The 15,755-nt window shown below is 65.0% G+C and carries 12 protein-coding genes; 3 read left to right on the forward strand and 9 right to left on the reverse strand.

Annotated features, from left to right (window positions below):
* Positions 1 to 512: 512 nt before the first annotated feature.
* Both hxlA and hxlB read right to left on the reverse strand, forming a co-directional pair.
* Complete coding sequence (hxlA, locus tag ACT3UQ_RS11295) at positions 513 to 1,136, reverse strand: 3-hexulose-6-phosphate synthase (RefSeq protein ID WP_105649714.1); 624 nt, start codon at positions 1,134 to 1,136, stop codon at positions 513 to 515.
* Between the two features lie 52 nt (positions 1,137 to 1,188).
* Positions 1,189 to 1,719: a 6-phospho-3-hexuloisomerase gene (gene hxlB / locus ACT3UQ_RS11300; RefSeq protein WP_444637160.1), complete on the reverse strand. Its 531-nt coding sequence runs from the start codon at positions 1,717 to 1,719 to the stop codon at positions 1,189 to 1,191.
* A gap of 223 nt (positions 1,720 to 1,942) precedes the next feature.
* Here hxlB and ACT3UQ_RS11305 point away from each other — a divergent pair, with 223 nt between their 5' ends.
* The gene (locus ACT3UQ_RS11305; protein ID WP_444637125.1) at positions 1,943 to 3,319 is read left to right on the forward strand and encodes a LuxR C-terminal-related transcriptional regulator; all 1,377 of its coding nucleotides are present in this window, start codon (positions 1,943 to 1,945) and stop codon (positions 3,317 to 3,319) included.
* Between the two features lie 164 nt (positions 3,320 to 3,483).
* Here the strand turns inward: ACT3UQ_RS11305 and ACT3UQ_RS11310 are convergent, their stop codons facing one another.
* Both ACT3UQ_RS11310 and ACT3UQ_RS11315 read right to left on the reverse strand, forming a co-directional pair.
* On the reverse strand, positions 3,484 to 4,242 hold the full coding sequence (locus ACT3UQ_RS11310; protein WP_444637161.1) for a hypothetical protein: 759 nt from the start codon (positions 4,240 to 4,242) through the stop codon (positions 3,484 to 3,486).
* A 118-nt stretch (positions 4,243 to 4,360) separates the two neighbouring features.
* Complete coding sequence (locus ACT3UQ_RS11315) at positions 4,361 to 5,803, reverse strand: amino acid permease (RefSeq protein ID WP_444637126.1); 1,443 nt, start codon at positions 5,801 to 5,803, stop codon at positions 4,361 to 4,363.
* Between the two features lie 131 nt (positions 5,804 to 5,934).
* On the opposite strand from ACT3UQ_RS11315, the gene mmuM reads away from it, so the two are divergent.
* Positions 5,935 to 6,900 (forward strand): homocysteine S-methyltransferase, encoded by a 966-nt coding sequence (mmuM, locus tag ACT3UQ_RS11320; protein WP_258133884.1) that lies wholly within the window; start codon positions 5,935 to 5,937, stop codon positions 6,898 to 6,900.
* Positions 6,901 to 6,930: 30 nt separating this feature from the next.
* On the opposite strand, the gene xdhC is transcribed toward mmuM, so the two are convergent.
* The 5 genes from xdhC to ACT3UQ_RS11345 all read right to left on the reverse strand — a co-directional run bounded on the left by xdhC (position 6,931) and on the right by ACT3UQ_RS11345 (position 13,900).
* On the reverse strand, positions 6,931 to 7,740 hold the full coding sequence (xdhC, locus tag ACT3UQ_RS11325) for a xanthine dehydrogenase accessory protein XdhC (protein ID WP_105569579.1): 810 nt from the start codon (positions 7,738 to 7,740) through the stop codon (positions 6,931 to 6,933).
* A gap of 2 nt (positions 7,741 to 7,742) precedes the next feature.
* Positions 7,743 to 10,097, reverse strand: coding sequence for a xanthine dehydrogenase molybdopterin binding subunit (gene xdhB, locus ACT3UQ_RS11330; protein ID WP_444637127.1), 2,355 nt, complete (start codon positions 10,095 to 10,097; stop codon positions 7,743 to 7,745).
* Positions 10,094 to 11,599 (reverse strand): xanthine dehydrogenase small subunit, encoded by a 1,506-nt coding sequence (locus ACT3UQ_RS11335; RefSeq protein ID WP_105552771.1) that lies wholly within the window; start codon positions 11,597 to 11,599, stop codon positions 10,094 to 10,096. Before ACT3UQ_RS11335 ends, xdhB begins: the two co-directional genes overlap by 4 nt.
* Before the next feature lie 289 nt (positions 11,600 to 11,888).
* Positions 11,889 to 13,403, reverse strand: a complete 1,515-nt coding sequence (locus tag ACT3UQ_RS11340) for an NCS2 family permease (protein WP_444637128.1) — start codon at positions 13,401 to 13,403, stop codon at positions 11,889 to 11,891.
* A gap of 11 nt (positions 13,404 to 13,414) precedes the next feature.
* Positions 13,415 to 13,900 (reverse strand): nucleoside deaminase, encoded by a 486-nt coding sequence (locus ACT3UQ_RS11345; RefSeq protein WP_105552769.1) that lies wholly within the window; start codon positions 13,898 to 13,900, stop codon positions 13,415 to 13,417.
* Positions 13,901 to 14,522: 622 nt separating this feature from the next.
* On the opposite strand from ACT3UQ_RS11345, the gene moaA reads away from it, so the two are divergent.
* Entirely contained in the window at positions 14,523 to 15,566 is a 1,044-nt protein-coding gene (moaA, locus tag ACT3UQ_RS11350) for a GTP 3',8-cyclase MoaA (protein ID WP_105552768.1), read from the forward strand.
* Positions 15,567 to 15,755 lie beyond the last annotated feature (189 nt).

Here is a 15,755-nt window from a genome sequence, read left to right on the forward strand (position 1 = left end):
TCCCACCCCTTAAATAAAGGTAATCCTGGCATCCTCATCAGATCCAAGACACTATTCCGGTGGGCACTATGACCTCTGCTGACTTCTGCCCCATCAGCCCTGACCTCACGGCCAGAACCGCCCCACCAGTCAAACCGGTGATGCACTGGAACAGACCTCCCCGGATAAGAACATTTACTTTCCTCCTGCGCCCGCCACATTTACACACTTGCCGTTTCGGTGGAACGGGCTTCACCATCGCATGCTGGCTTACCCCGACAAATATGCCTTATATGTGGTTCGTGTCCCTCGGTGCAGGGATTTGCCTCCGGCTTCCTTCCCACCCCACCTCACGGTGACGCAGTTGCCATCGGCTAGAAGTTAAACCACCTTCTCCTTCAGAGGACTTTCACCTCCAAGTAAATGCCCATGCCGGGCGTACACGACAAGACGCACGGCTCCACCGGAGCCGTGCGTCTTGCTATGCAATTCCGGGTGGCTCCATTTTATCGATGCCGCCGTTATATCGCGTTTTAGACCAATGCGGCCTTGAGCTCGCGGGCCGCGGTCGCCGGGTCGGCCGCGCCATAGATGGCGCCTCCGGCCACCGCCACCTGGGCACCGGACTTCTGCACCTCGGCGATGGTGCTGATGCTGACCCCGCCGGCTACCGAGAATGGAACGGCCGCGATTGCGCCCGCGCTGAGCAGTCCATTCAGGTCGTAGCCGGGCTGCGCCTGCTCGTCCAAGCCGGCGTGGAACTCGACAAACTGGGCGCCCAACGCGATGACTTCCTTCGCACGGGCGGCCTTGTCCGCGATGCCGATCAGATCGACGACAATGCCCTTATTGCGCTCCTTGGCAGCCTTGACGGCGCCCGCCACGGTGGAGTCGTCTGCGCTGCCGAGCACCGAGACCAGATCCGCGCCGGCTGCGAAGGCGATGTCGGCTTCCAGCTCGCCGGCATCCATCGTCTTCATGTCGGCGAACACGATCTTGTCCGGGTGGGCGCTCTTGATCGCGGCAACCGCCGAGAGGCCCTCGGCCTTGATCAGCGGGGTGCCCAACTCGATGATGTCGACGTACGGGGCGACCTTGGCCGCCAGCTCCAGCGCGTCCTGGGTGGTCAACAGGTCGATGGCAACTTGGATTTTCATGATGATCTTCTTTCGGTTGTTGTATTTTTTCAAGGAGGATTCGCGGCCTCGGCTATTCCAGGTTGGCGTGCCGCAGCCACAGCTCTTCGGCCGGCAAGTCCGTGCTGCTCCAGAGGCAGTGGAATAGCGATTCGGTGGCCAGGAAGAGCGACTGCTCGAAGAGGCTGCCCGAGTACTGCTTGCTCTTCGCCGATCCGTGGTCCGTCTTGCGCGCGGCCGGCACCTGCACAATCGCGGTGGCCAGAAGCGCCAAGGGAGAGCCCGGGTCCGTGGTCACCGCGGCGATACGCGCGCCGAGATCGGCCGCAGTCTGAGCGCTTCTGACCACCCCGGAGGTGGTGCCCGAGCCGGAGGCCACCAGCAGCAGATCCCCTTCGGTGATGGCCGGAGTGGTGCTCTCCCCGGCCACATGCACGGTGAGGCCCAGATGCATCAGCCGCATGGCGGCCATGCGCAGCACCAGACCGCTGCGCCCGGCACCGGCGACGAAGATCCGCTTGGCCGAGCCGGCCAGCTCGGCCACTGCAGCGACCTGGCCGGGATCGATGGCCTGCATGGCCCCAGCGATCTCCGCCTGGATCATTTCCTGCGCGGCTACAACATGATTTGCGGTGAGTGCCGCCGCCGTGGTTCGCAAAGTACCCAAGCCATTCCTCTCGATGCTCGCTTCGGTGCCCGTTGAGGACCCCGCCGTGTCTACAATCCATCCTCGCGATTCCTCCGGGTGGGCAATACCCCATTTTGTGACGGTTCATCCCACCCATTCAGGTAGGTCAGCTAGTCCTGGATGGAATACACTCGCTGTCATGGTTTCTTCCCCCGAGGGCATTGCTGCCGAACCGATATCCCAAGACGGGCTCTGGCGGCTTCTCGATTCGCTGTCGCTGCTGGCGACCGCGCCGCTGCTGCAGATCGCCGAGCGCCTGCATGCCGCCCTGCCGCCCTGGATCAAATGCTCCGCGCTGCTGATCTTCACCGAAGAATGCACGGGCAGGCCGCAGAAGAAGTCGGGAAGCGAGGCAATCACCTCCCGGGTCACCATCGATGAATTGGACCAGCTGCGCAGCTCCCATCCGGGCCAGGACCGGTGGCGGAGCACCGCCGGGATTGGCGGGGCACCGCGCGAAGTCCTTGCCTTGCGCTATCCGCCGAGCAATGCGCTCCTCGTGCTGACCGATCCGGTGTTGGCGCAGGAGCCTGCCGAGTCCGCCAGTTCCCGCGATCTGCTTGGCTACCTCTGGCAGCTCACGGCAGCCCGGATCCGCGAAAAAGTCGCCGACGCGCCGCCTTCCTACTTGCGTGAATCGCGGGCAGTATCGGCCGAACGGACCCGGGTGACCACCGAGCTGGTTGACCAGTACTCCACAAGCCTGGATCTTCTGCTGGCCACCTTGCGCAGCACCCAACTCAGCGATGCGCTGGCACGTGCCAAGGCCACCGACCTGGCGGCGAAGACCTTAGTGGGACTGCGTTCCCTCGATGACCGGATCAATGGCATGGCCGAGGAACCGGTGGGCAGCGCCTTCACCCGGTTGCGTGAGGACCTGCGTCCCTTGAGCGAATCCGGCGGGGTGGAATTGCAATTCATCGAGCCGCCCGCCGATGGCAGGGCCTTGCCCGGGGAAGTCGCCCATGCGGCGCGCTCGATCATGCGCGGGCTGGCGCTGGACATGATGGAACAAGAGCATATCCACCGGATCCGGGCGCAGTGGGACTGCGACGGGGAGAACCTGCTGATCAACGTGCGCGACGACGGACGCGGCGCCATGGACCAAGCGTCCCCGACTATCGAGCGACTGAACCGGCAGGTGCAAGCCCTGGCCGGGCGGATGGAGCTGGAAGTCATCCCCGAGTGGGGCACGGATGTCTCGATCGTGCTGCCGCTCGATGCTCCGCAGAGCATGCCCGCCGATCTAGCCCAATGGAATCTGGCCGCCCGGGAGTTCGAAGTGCTCCAGCTGCTGGCGGCGGGGCAGGGGAACCGCGCGATCTCGGCTGCACTGGGCATCAGCGAAAACACGGTGAAGTTCCATGTTCGCAACCTCTTCAAGAAATTGGGGGTGCGTTCCCGCGCGGAGGCGGCGGCGCTGGCTCATAGCCGCGGCGTGCCGGATGCCGCTAGCGGGAAGCGCTGGGGCGAGGCCCCTGGAACCGTCAAACGTCCACGAGCCGCAACGGAATAGGGGCCGGGGCAGCCTGATCGATGGCAGTATTCCATAATGCCGGGCAAGATCGTGTTCGTGGTGGCCGGCGGACCGATCTTCAAGATCTCTTTCCCGCAGGTCAAGAGCCACGAGTTCCCGCTGGCAGCGAGTTCAGGATGCACGGCGGCCGGTCCATGCCAGTGCTAGAACTCGAAGTCCCCGAAGCTTCCTCCGGCACCGCCCAGGAAGTCCCCGAACGCGCCACCGGCCTGGTCGCCCAGGCCCTCTCCGGCCGCGGAGAACTGTTCGCCGGCCCCGGCGAAGGAATCGCTGAGCCCCTCGGCCGCCGAGCCGAATTCCTCGCCGATCCCCGCGAAGCCATCGAGCAGCGGTCCGGCGATCGCGGTGCCGATGAAGGCTCCGGCCACACCGCCCAGCAGGCCGATTCCGAGCCCGCCGGCCGCGCCGGCGGCCATGCCGCCCATGGATTTCCGTCCCGAACCGCCCCGCGAGAGGAGCTTGTCCATGAAGCCCGGGCGGGATACCTCGGCGCGGGTGGCGGCCCGGGCCAGATCCTCCGGCCGTTGCGAGGCCGGGCGCTCTGCGGCCGGCAGCTGCTCGGCCAGCTCGGCGTGCAGCAGCTCGCGCTGCGACACCGTCAACCGGGCAAAAGCCTCGCTGTGGGCGCGTTCCATATCCTGCGGCGGCGCGGTGCGCAGCATGTAGCGGTACTTCTCGATCGCCGCCTGGTCCTCGCGTGATGCGCCCTGGCTACCGGCCGTCCGCGGCTGCGCCGCGCCTTGCTGGTTCGGGTAGTCCCGGTTTTCGTACCCGGATTGGCTTCGGCTGTCGCGCGGATCCTGCTGGTTGTTTTGCTGGCCGGTGGAGCTGCGCTGGTTCAGCTGTTCCCGGACATACTCCCCGGCCAGCTGCTTTCCCTTGCGCAATAGCTTGTCGAACATTGCCACAACGTCCTCATTTCCTTGGTGGATCCGCGGCACGATTTCCGCCCGCCTCGGCCCCGTTAAACTCCCCAGAGCCGCGCAGAGTTCCCGGGTCCGGCGTTTTCACAGCGCCCGCTCAGCGCGCCGGGGTGAACACCCCGGCCCCGTGGCGCCAGCGGTAGTAGCCCAAGCACAGCAGGGTGAATGGCACCCCGAACCAGAGGGCCGGTCGCTGCACGGGGTCGAAGGCCACACCGACCAGCGAGGCGCCCAGCAGAAGCAGCGCAAGGATCGGAAGCAGCGGGAACAGCGGGGCCCGATAGGGCAGCGAATCGGTGCCGCCGTGCACCGCCACATGGTGCCGGCGGAAGGACAGGTGCGAAGCGCAGATCACGATCCACACCGCCACCACCGCGAACCCGGAGATGGAGACCAGCGCCAGGAACAGCGAGTCCGCGGCGATGACCCCGGAGAGCAGGGAGGCCAAACCGCCCAGCAGCGACAGGCACAGCGCCAGCATCGGCACGCCGCGGCGGTTGGTTTTCGAGAGCGCCGCCGGGGCTTGGCCCGCGGCGCCCATGGCGTGCAGCATCCGGGCACAGGAATACAGTCCGGAGTTGCCCGCGGAGAGCAATGCAGTGATGATCACGAAGTTCATGATGTCAGCCCCGGCCGGCAGCCCGGCGGCATCCAGCACCGTGACGAACGGGCTCTCGTTTGCGCCCGCCTCGGCGAAGGGAACGATCGCGGCGATCACCACGATGGCGCCGATGAAGAACACCGCCAGGCGCACCACGGCGGTGCGGATGGCCCGCGGGATGCTCAGTTCCGGGTTCTTGGCCTCGCCGGCGGCCACACCGATCAGCTCCGTGCCGCTGAAGGCATAGAACACCGCCAGGATGGTGACCAGCACGCCGCTGATCCCCGTCGGGAACAGCCCATCGCCGGTATCGAAGTTCGCCAGGCCAAGCGGGCCCGCCTCGCTGGCCGGGTTGATGCCGAGGATCGTGGCCGCGCCGACCATGATCATGAGCACCACGGCGGCCACCTTGATCAGCGAGAACCAGAATTCGGTTTCCGCGAAGACCTTCGAGGACACCGCGTTCAGCGCGAACAGCAGGGCCGCGAAGAGCAGGGCAAACACCGCGACCGGCACCGTGGGGAACCAGCGCTGCATGAGGATGCCCGAGGCGGTGAACTCGCTGGCCAGCGCCACCGCCCAGCACATCCAGTACAGCCAGGCCGTAGTGAAACCCCAGGCCGGGCCGAGGTCGCGGGTGGCATGGGCGTGGAACCCGCCGGCCACCGGATGGCGTGCGGACAGCTCCCCGAGCCCGCTCATCACCATATAGGCCACCAGCGCGCCCACCGCGTAGGCCAGCACGGCGCCCAGCGGTCCGGCCTGCGCAATCGTGTAGCCCGAAGAGACGAACAGCCCCGAGCCGATCACCCCGCCCAGCGCGATCATCACCAGGTGGCGGGAGGTCATGGTTCTGCGCAGCCCGGATTCGCCGGGCGAAACGCCCGGAGTAGAGCGGGCGGGAGGCTGCTGCGCCGGCGGCGCGCTGAGCTCGGACATGGGGGCTCCTTCTGAAATGAATGCGTTTGAAGAATAACTGCCGTGCCCCCCTGCTCCGCGCAGCCCTCGTCATGGCCTGTCACGGACCGTCATAATCGGTCATCAAGCCATCACCGGGTTACCCTCGGAAAGTGAAAAATCCCAGTGAAACCCTCAATTTCCGCGAGGCGCTGAGCGCCGCAGACAGCGCGCCGCTGCTCCTGGACGGCGGGCTCGGCACCCATCTGGCGCAGCGCGGCAATGACGTGAGCGGCGAACTGTGGTCCGCGCAGATCCTCAAGGACCGCCCCGAGGAGGTCCGCGCCGCCCACGCCGACTTCTTCGCCGCCGGCGCGCAACTGGCCACCACCTGCTCCTACCAGGTCAGCATCGATGGCCTGGCGAACACCAGCAAAGGTGCGAGCACCGAGCAGACCGCCGCGCAGGCCGAGGAGCTGCTGCGCACCAGCGTGCGGCTGGCCCGCGAAGCGGCGAACGGTTCACCGGCGCGCTGGGTGGCCGCCTCGGTGGGACCCTACGGCGCCGGTCCGGGGTCCGGCACCGAATACGACGGAGCCTACGGGCTCGAAGTCGCCGAGCTGGCCGACTGGCACCGCGGGCGTCTGCGGGTCCTGGCCGATGCCGGGGCGGACGTGTTGATCTGTGAAACCGTGCCGAGCCTGGCCGAGGTCCAGGCGCTGGCCGGGGAGGCGGCCGGATTGGACCTGCCGGTGCTGCTCAGCCTCGCGGTGCGCACCGCCGCGGACGGACAGCTGGTGCTGGGAGACGGCAGCGACCTGCGCGAGGCGGCCCGGATCGCCAACGATTCCGGCGCCTTTGCCGCGCTCGGCGTGAACTGCTGCCCGGTGCCCGTAGCCGTCGCGGCCCTGAAGGTGCTGCGCGAGCTGACGGACCTTTCGCTGCTGGCCTACCCGAACAGCGGCGAAATCTGGGACCGCGAGGCCCGGAGCTGGCTTCCGGGGACCCCGGGCACCGATCTGCCCGGAGCGGTGCCGGAACTGATCGCCTCCGGCGCACGCATTATCGGCGGGTGCTGCCAGGTCGGCCCCGAGCAGATCACCCGGGTCGGCAACGAACTCGGACGCCTGAAGGGCTGATCCCTGCCGCTGGCGGCGGATCACATGATCTCAGGCATGCACCTTGCTGGCGGAACTGATCCTGGCCAGCAGCGCGGCGGCCACGCTGACTGCGATAACCGCCGGCTGCTTGCCCGAGACCTCGGCCAAGCCGATGGGGCATTGGATCTGCTGGATTTTCGCCTCGCCGTGACCGCTGGCGGCCAGGTTCTTCTGGAAGCGGGCCCATTTGGCCTTCGAACCGATCAGCCCGATCGATCCGAGCCCCGGATGCCGCAAGGCCGCATCGCACAAATGGAAATCCTCGGCATGGTCGTGGGTCATGATCAGCACATGGGCCCCCTCCGGAAGGCAGCTCAATACCTGTTCGCCCAGCACCGCCACCTGCGCATGCACACGGGCCACGCCGGGTTCCATAGCCGCCAGCGACTGGAGGAACTCGGGACGCGAGTCGGTTAAATGCAATTCCAGCTCATGCCGGGAGAGGATGCGGGCAAGTTCCATTCCCACGTTGCCGATCCCGAAGATCGCCACGGTGGCCGGCACCGGTAAAGGCTCCAGCAGCAGGCTCACCTCTCCCCCGCAGCATTGGCGCCCGTATTTTGCCGGGGCTTTGTCGTTCAGCCGCAGGCTCATACCCTGCGGCTGGCTTTCGCCCTGCGCGAGCATCTCGCGGGCCCGTTCCATGGCCGCCATCTCCAGATTGCCGCCGCCGATGGTGCCGAAGATTTCGTCCTTTGCGATCACCATCTTCGCGCCGGCTTCACGCGGGGCATGGCCGCGCACGGCGGTGACGGTGACCAGCACCGCCGTGCGCCGCTCATTGCGCAGTGCCGTCACCGCTTCGATCCAGGACAGCATGGCTAGCGCACCTTTTCCTCGATCAGGCTCGGCTCGCGCACGGATTCAATGGCCCAGAACACCGCCTCCGGAGTGGCCGGAGAGGCCAGCTGAACCGAGCAGCCGGCCGGACCGAATTCGGCCACCGCCTGCCGCAGCGCCTCGCGCACCGAGAAGGCCAGCATCAGCGGTGGTTCGCCGACCGCCTTGGAACCGTACACCGCTCCTTCCTCATGGGCCTTGTCCAGCAGCGAAACGTTGAAGACCTCGGGCATCTCGGAAAAGCTGGGGATCTTGTAGGTGCTCGCGGCCTGGGTGGCCACTCGTCCACGCCCCGGACCATCCGAGGTATCCCAGCGCAGGTCTTCAAGGGTCAGCCACCCGGCGCCCTGCACGAAACCGCCTTCAATTTGCCCCAGATCCACCAGCGGCGAGAGCGAGTCGCCCACGTCATGCACGATGTCCACTCGGGCCAGAGTGTAGGACCCGTCAAAGCGGCTGACCTCCACCTCGCTGGCGGCTACCCCGTAGGCGAAGTACTTAAACGGGGTGCCAGACATCTGGCTCAAATCCCAGTGCAGACCCTCGGTCCGGTAGAACCCGGCTGCCGAGAGCTGGATGCGCTGGAAGTAGGCGTCCCGCACAATTTCTTCCCAGCTCAGCTCCTGGCTCTTGCCCAGGGCGGTGATCTTTCCGTTGCCGAAACGCACCTCATGCGCCGGAACGCCAAGCTTGCCGGCGGCGACCTGCGCCAGCCGGGCCTGGATCTGCTCGCAAGCGTCCTTCACGGCGCCGCCATTGATATCGCTGCCGGAGCTGGCGGCGGTGGCCGAGGTATTGGGCACCTTGTCTGTGCGAGTTGGCGCGATGCGCACCGTGGACAGCGGCACTCCCAAGGTGGTGGCCGCGACCTGCAGCATCTTGGTATGCAGCCCTTGGCCCATCTCGGTGCCGCCGTGGTTCACCAGCACCGAGCCGTCCTTGTAGACCAGCACCAGGGCGCCGCCCTGGTTGAAGGCGGTGAGGTTAAAGGAGATCCCGAACTTCACCGGGGTGAGTGCCAGGGCGCGTTTGGTGTTCTCATTGCGCGCGTTGAATTCGCTGATTTGCGCCTCGCGCTGGGTGATCTGGGCGGATTCCAGGACCTGCTGCCAGGCCGCGTCGAGCCGTTCGGGATGGCGCACCGGCTGGTAGTACGGGGTGTCCTGACCCTGCGCGTAGAAGTTGCGCCGGCGCAGCTCGCGGGCAGCGATCCCCAGCTTGGGGGCGACCCGGCCCAGGATGTCCTCCATCACCAGCATGCCCTGCGGCCCGCCAAAGCCGCGGAATGCGGTCTGTGAGGTCTTATGGCATTTGGCAATCCGTCCGCGCACCCGGATATTCGGGACCCAGTAGCCGTTGTCGATATGGCACATCGCACGGGTAAGCACCGGTTCGGACAGATCCAGGCTCCATCCGCCGTCCGCGGTGAGGCCGGCATCCAAGGCCAGGATCTTGCCCTGCGCGTCGAAGCCGATCTTCCAGGTCGCGTAGAACCCGTGGCGCTTGCCGGTCATGGTCATGTCCAGGGTGCGGTTCAAGCGAACCCGCACCGGACGCCCGGTGAGCACCGCGCCCAGCGCGGCGAGCGCCGCGTAGCCGTGCGGCTGCATTTCCTTGCCGCCGAACCCGCCGCCCATCCGCAATACCTGCACCGTCGCTTCATGGGCCGGGATGCCGAGCACATGGGAGACGATATCTTGGGTTTCGGTGGGGTGCTGGGTGGAGCAATGAATCAATATCTGGCCGGACTCGTCAACCAGGGCGAGCGAGTTCTGCGTCTCAAGATAAAAATGCTCCTGGCCGGAGAATTCGAAGTCCCCTTCAAAGACATGTGCCGCGTCGGCGAAGGCCCCGGAAATATCCCCCTTGTCGATGGTGGGCTTGATCCCGTGGAAGCTCTGGGCGGCAATGGCTTCCTTGATGGTGATCAGCGAGGCAAGCGGCTCGTAGTCCACCTTGACCGCCCCCGCCCCGGCCTTGGCGGCTTCCAGATCTTCGCCGAGCACCCAGGCCACCGGTTGGCCGTAGAACATCACCTCGTCGACCGGAATCATGGGTTCGTCGCGTTTGGCGCCCTGGTCGTTGACCCCCGGGATATCGGCGGCGGTAATCACCCGCACCACCCCGGGAATTGCGCTGGCGCCGCTGGTATCGAGGCCCAGGATCTTGGCGTGGGCTTCGGTGGACTGCACCGGGTAGGCGTGGAGTACCCCGGTGAGCCGTTGCGCCAGATCATCGGTGTAGCGCGCGCTGCCGGTGACGTGTTCGGCCGCGGATTCGTGGCGCTGGCGCTGGCCGACTACCGGCGATTCCGGGCGTTGTGAAAGCTGGCTCATGAGATCTGCTCCCCCTTTGCTGCGTTGGTGCGGGCGAGCTGTTCGGCGAAAAAACGCTCCAGCGAGGACTTCAGCATCGCCTTTCGATAGCTTGAGCTGGCCCGGTGGTCATCCATGGGGGTGCCCTCCTGCGCCATCTGCTCGGCGGCCGCATGGATGGTCGCCAAGCACCACTCTTTGCCTTCCAAGGCGGCTTCGGTGGCGGTAGCTCGCAGCGGAGTGGCGGCCACTCCGCCCAAGCCGATGCGGGCCTTGGTGATGTAGTTGTTTTCCACGCTCACCGCATAGCCGATGGCCACCGAAGAGATATCGTCAAAGCGTCGTTTGGAGATCTTCTGGAAGCTGGTCAGTGCCGCCAGCGGCAGCGGGATGCGGATCGCGGTGATCAGTTCCCCGGCGGCGCGCACGGTCTGCCGGTACCCGGTGAAGTACTGCGCCAAGGGCACGATGCGGCTGCCCGAGGCGCTGCCCAGCACGAGGTCCGCTTCCAGCGCCAGCAGCGCCGGCGGGGTATCCCCGATCGGCGAACCGGTGCCCAAATTGCCGCCGAGGGTGGCGCCATTTCGGATGAGCCGGGAGGCGAACTGCGGGAAGAGCTGGCCGAGCAACGGGATCTTGCCGGCCAGAAGACGTTCGAGTTCGCTCAGCGTGCAGGCGGCGCCGAGTTCGATATAGTCTTCGCCGAAGTGAATTTGGCGCAATTCGGCAAGCCGGTCGATGGCCAGCACCGAGCGGGCCCGCGCACCTTTGAGATTGACCTCGACACCCCAGTCGGTGCCTCCGGCCACGAGCAGGGTTTCGGGTTCCTCGGCCAGGATGCCAAAGGCCGCGTCCAGGCTGGCCGGGCGCCGGAAGCGACCGGTGCTTCCGGTGGGGGTGTCCACCCGCGTGATATCGGTGGACACCGCCGCCGGTGCGGCTTGCCCTCGCCGGGTGGCAAGCTCATCTTGTGCATCCGGTGCGCCCAAGGCATAGGCCGCGTCACGAATGGGTCGATACCCGGTGCAGCGGCACAAGTTGCCAGAGAGCGAATGCAGATCGAATCCATTGGGTCCGCACCGGTGCTCCTCGCCGTGCTCCGCGATGACTGCGGTATTGGCGATTCGCTCCGGGCGGTAGTATTCGGCGGCCATGGAGCAGGCGAATCCGGGGGTGCAATAACCGCACTGGGATCCGCCGCGATTGGCCATCTCCTCCTGCACCGGATGCAGGTTTTCCACGCTGCCCAGGCCTTCGGAAGTGATGACTTCCTGCCCGTCGAGCGATGCGGCCGGCAGCAGGCAGGCATTCAACGCCGTCCAGCGGGTCCCCTGCCTGTCGCTGCGGGCCACGAGGATCGAGCAGGCGCCGCATTCGCCCTCCGCGCATCCCTCCTTGCACCCGATGAGCCCTTCGCTACGCAGGAAATCCAGCGCGTTGGTATGCGGCGGGCCATCGAATTCACGGATGGTTCCGTTGACGGTTATTTGGCAGCTCGATTTTTCCGTTGTCTCGGCGGTCATGCCGCTGACACCTCCTGCACCTGAGAGCTCAGGTGCACTATGAATGATTTTGGATGGTTGACTAGTTTCCGCCGGGGCCCAGCCCCGGGGAAACACTCGATGAGCTGCGCGCGGAGGGCAGCCCTCCGCGCGCGGCGACGATTAGTCTCCGTGCGCGATCTGGCCCTTGGACCAGGCAACACAACCAGCCATGATTAGCCTCCAAATTTCGGATCATGGAAAATCAAGTTCATTCATTCTAAGTGAAGTGCATCACAGCAACTAATGTCAACTTTTATTCATCACCTGCTCAGCCAAGCAGGGTGGTGATCGGCCCGCGGGCGAAGTAGACCAAGAACCCGGCGGCAACCACCCACATCAACGGGTGAATCTTCTTGTAGCCGCCGGCCGCGGTATTCACCACGACCCATGCGATGAACCCGGCCCCGATGCCATTGGCGATGGAGTAGGTCAGCGGCATGGTGATCAGCGTCAGGAAGGCGGGCAGAGCCGAGGAGAATCGCTTGAAATTGATCTCGCGGATCTGCGCGCACATCATGGTGCCGACCAGCACCAGCGCCGCGGCGGCCACCTCGATGGGCACCACCGAGGTCAGCGGCGTGAAGAACATCGACCCCAGGAACAACGCCCCGGTGACCACGGAGGCCAAGCCGGTGCGCGCCCCTTCCCCGATGCCGGCGGCCGAATCCACATACACGGTATTCGAGGATGAGGACCCCATGCCGCCGGCGACCGCACCCAGGCCTTCCACCACAAATGCGGCCTTGAGCCTCGGGAAGGTGCCGTCCTTTTTCGCAAGGCCCGCATTTTTGGCCAGCCCGGTCATGGTTCCCATGGCGTCAAAGAAATTCGTGAACACCAGGGTGAAGACCAGCATCGTCGCCGCGAGCGCACCGATGCGGGAGAAGGAACCGAAGAGATCGAAGTCGCCGGCCAGCGACATGTCCGGCAGCGCGACCACCTGCCCCTGGAGCACCGGGATGTTCAGATGCCAGCCGTGCGGGTTATCCGCGCTGCCCGCACCGATCTTGAAAACCAGCTCCGCGGCGACGGCCAGCACGGTGGAGACCACGATGCCGATCAGGATCGCGCCTTGCACTCCACGGGCTACCAGCGCGCCCATGATCAGCAGCCCAATCACAAAGATCATCGTCGGGATCGACACGATCGATCCGCCATCTCCCAGCTGGACCGGAGGACCTGCGGGTGTGCGGGTGACAAAGCCGGAGTCCACGAACCCGATGAAGGTAATGAACAGGCCAATGCCCACCGTAATCGCGGCCTTCAGGTCCTTCGGGATCGCGCGGAAGATGGCGGTTCGAATGCCCGTCATTCCGAAGATCGCAATCAGCACGCCGTTGATCACCACCAGCCCCATGGCTTCGGCCCAGGTGACCTCCTGGATGACCGAGACCGCGAGGAAGGAGTTAATGCCCAAGCCGGCGGCCAGCCCAAAGGGCAGGTTGGCGATCACCCCGAACATGATGGTCATGACCCCGGCGGTCAGCCCGGTCATGGCCCCGACCTGCGCTGCCGGCAGCCAGGTTCCGGCGACATCCACCGGTGCGGCGTCGGCGCTGAATCCGCCGAGGATCAAGGGATTGAGAATGACGATGTAGGCCATCGTGAAGAACGTGACGATTCCACCGCGAAATTCCCGCGCGAGCGTGGAACCACGTTCGCTGATCCGGAAGTACGCATCAAGCAGATTGCGTGGACCGCCGGGGCGCGCCTGCAGACTACCCGGCTTGGCTGCATTGCCCGTTTTTTTCGGTTCGGCTTGCGGGCGACTTGTCATAGTCATGGCCCGGTCCCCTAATAGTCCGTCCGGGTCTCTAGCGAGTCCCATTCCTGGAAAGGCTTCAAATGCTCCTTGCTGGCGCTCTGGAAACAATCCACCGGCATCAGCGCGCGGCTGGAATTGGGTTCAAAGTATTCGTAGAACACCGCATCATCAAAGCCAGCGTCGGTGGCGTCGTGCCGGTTGGCGGCGAAGTAGACCTTGTCGATGCGCGCCCACAGCGAGGTGGCCAGGCACATCGGGCACGGCTCGCAGCTGCTGTAGAGCACGCATCCACTCAGGTCGAAGGTGCCCAGCGCGGCGGCCGCGTTGCGGATGGCCACCACCTCGGCATGGGCGGAGGGGTCGTTGTTCGCGGTGACGCGGTTGACTCCCTCGAAGATCTGCCCCGAGGCAGAGACAACAACGGCTCCGAAAGGACCTCCGTTGTTGCGGACATTGGTGGTGGCAATATCGATGGCCATCGAAAGATAGTCTTGGCCAGTGGTAGTAACGCTCATCGCGTGGCTCCTCATGCTTCGGACAAGCCAGCCGAACGGTCCCGTTTATCTCGGGCGCCGACCGTACTCATCTGCTGAAATAGATCAGTTGCACGCCCGGTAGATAGCGACCCAGAGGTGGGTGCCCGCCATAGACAGCTACGAGATTATCAACGGAATGTGACCTGCGCAACACTTTTTTGAAATAGCTTTTTCGCATCATGAACATTTTGCCCGCTCGGATTCCACCCCGTTTCGGCGCCGACAAGTGCCGATGGCCAGCAGCGGCGGAAGCTGGAGGAAGCAAAGAAATCGACAAAAACCTTGCGTCTCGGCCCGCCAGGGCAGGCGGTCCGATCGACGAAGCAAATGCGGCAGCTGCGCTGCCGGCCGACTTCCGAGGTCAAAGTGGGTCGAAGTGATGCGGGTCAACACGATCCAAGGTATTCTCGACTTCGAATCACTTGTCTCTTGCCGGCGCCCCTTTGGCGACATCGAATTTTCGCCGCGGACCATCGGCGGCCAGGCCTCAAGAATTCAATGTTGACCTACCACCTCGGTAGCTTCGCACATTGCGCGGATGCAGTCTTCCCATGTCAATAGCTTGAAGTCACCCAATCAGTAACTTTTCAGGAGGTGCACCGTGGCTCTGAACGTAGACCCCATCAAAGTGGCAGACGCGCGCGGCCGAGCATTGCGAGACCTGCGGATCTCGGTGACCGACCGGTGCAATTTCCGTTGCGTTTACTGCATGCCCAAGGAAGTCTTCGGCAAGGATTTCCAGTTCCGCGAACGCTCGGAACTGCTGAGCTTCGAAGAAATTGAACGGCTTGCGGGTATCGCGGTGTCCCTCGGCGTCAGCAAACTTCGCCTCACCGGCGGCGAGCCGCTGCTGCGGCGCGGAATCGAGGACCTGATTTCCCGGCTGGCGGCGCTGCGCACGCCGGAAGGAAAACCGGTAGATCTCGCGATGACCACCAACGGGTCGGCCTTGGCCATCAAGGCGGCCGCGCTCAAAGAGGCCGGGCTGAACCGTGTGACGGTATCCCTCGACTCGCTGGACAACGAGCGCTTCCAAGCCATCAACGACGTCAAGTTCCCGGTCGACAAGGTTCTTGCCGCCATCGACGCGGCGGCACTAGCCGGCCTCGGCCCGGTGAAGATCAATACCGTGCTCAAGCGCGGAGTCAACGACGACGAAATCCTCGACCTCGCCGAGCACTTCCGCGGCACCGGGCATGTGCTGCGATTCATTGAATACATGGACGTCGGAGCCTCCAACCAGTGGCAGCTGGAAGAGGTTGTGCCCTCCGCCGAGGTGATCGAGCGGATCTCCGCCCGGCACCGGCTCGAACCCGCCGCGCCAACGCAAATGGGAGAGACCGCCAAACGCTGGAAGTACGCCGACGGGTCGGGTGAAATCGGCGTCATTTCCTCGGTCACCGGCGCCTTTTGCGGCGATTGCACGCGGGCCAGGGTCTCGGCCGAAGGCCGGCTGTACACCTGCCTCTTCGCCTCCGAAGGCACGGACCTGCGCGCCTTGCTGCGCTCGGATGCCACCGACCGGGACATCGCCTTGGCGCTCGGCGGGCTGTGGAGCAAACGCGATGACAACTATTCGGAGCTGCGCGCGGCCTTGGAGCCTGGGGACCGCAAACGCATCGAGATGTCGTATATCGGCGGGTAACTCCGTCGGTGCACCGCCTGAGACTCTCAGAAATATGAGCTGCCACTAGGCACAACACCGCTGATTTCGAACAAGTTACGTGGACCTATCGCCGCTGAGGCAAGCGCCGTGAATTTAAATTCCCTTGGGTGCAACACCGAGCGCACCTAGGCGAAATACCCCTCTGGAAAGCTGAAAGCACCAGCCAGC

Source organism: Glutamicibacter sp. AOP12-B1-11, assembly GCF_052379245.1.
In the GTDB taxonomy this organism is placed as follows: domain Bacteria; phylum Actinomycetota; class Actinomycetes; order Actinomycetales; family Micrococcaceae; genus Glutamicibacter.

What these genes read in the sequence shown, in the direction of transcription:
- hxlA (WP_105649714.1), bottom strand. Translation starts at nt 1,136, where the DNA reads ATGAAAATCCAAGTTGCCATCGACCTGTTGACCACCCAGGACGCGCTG.
- hxlB (WP_444637160.1), bottom strand. Translation starts at nt 1,719, where the DNA reads ATGATCCAGGCGGAGATCGCTGGGGCCATGCAGGCCATCGATCCCGGC.
- ACT3UQ_RS11305 (WP_444637125.1), top strand. Translation starts at nt 1,943, where the DNA reads ATGGTTTCTTCCCCCGAGGGCATTGCTGCCGAACCGATATCCCAAGAC.
- ACT3UQ_RS11310 (WP_444637161.1), bottom strand. Translation starts at nt 4,242, where the DNA reads ATGTTCGACAAGCTATTGCGCAAGGGAAAGCAGCTGGCCGGGGAGTAT.
- ACT3UQ_RS11315 (WP_444637126.1), bottom strand. Translation starts at nt 5,803, where the DNA reads ATGTCCGAGCTCAGCGCGCCGCCGGCGCAGCAGCCTCCCGCCCGCTCT.
- xdhC (WP_105569579.1), bottom strand. Translation starts at nt 7,740, where the DNA reads ATGCTGTCCTGGATCGAAGCGGTGACGGCACTGCGCAATGAGCGGCGC.
- xdhB (WP_444637127.1), bottom strand. Translation starts at nt 10,097, where the DNA reads ATGAGCCAGCTTTCACAACGCCCGGAATCGCCGGTAGTCGGCCAGCGC.
- ACT3UQ_RS11335 (WP_105552771.1), bottom strand. Translation starts at nt 11,599, where the DNA reads ATGACCGCCGAGACAACGGAAAAATCGAGCTGCCAAATAACCGTCAAC.
- ACT3UQ_RS11340 (WP_444637128.1), bottom strand. Translation starts at nt 13,403, where the DNA reads ATGACTATGACAAGTCGCCCGCAAGCCGAACCGAAAAAAACGGGCAAT.
- ACT3UQ_RS11345 (WP_105552769.1), bottom strand. Translation starts at nt 13,900, where the DNA reads ATGAGCGTTACTACCACTGGCCAAGACTATCTTTCGATGGCCATCGAT.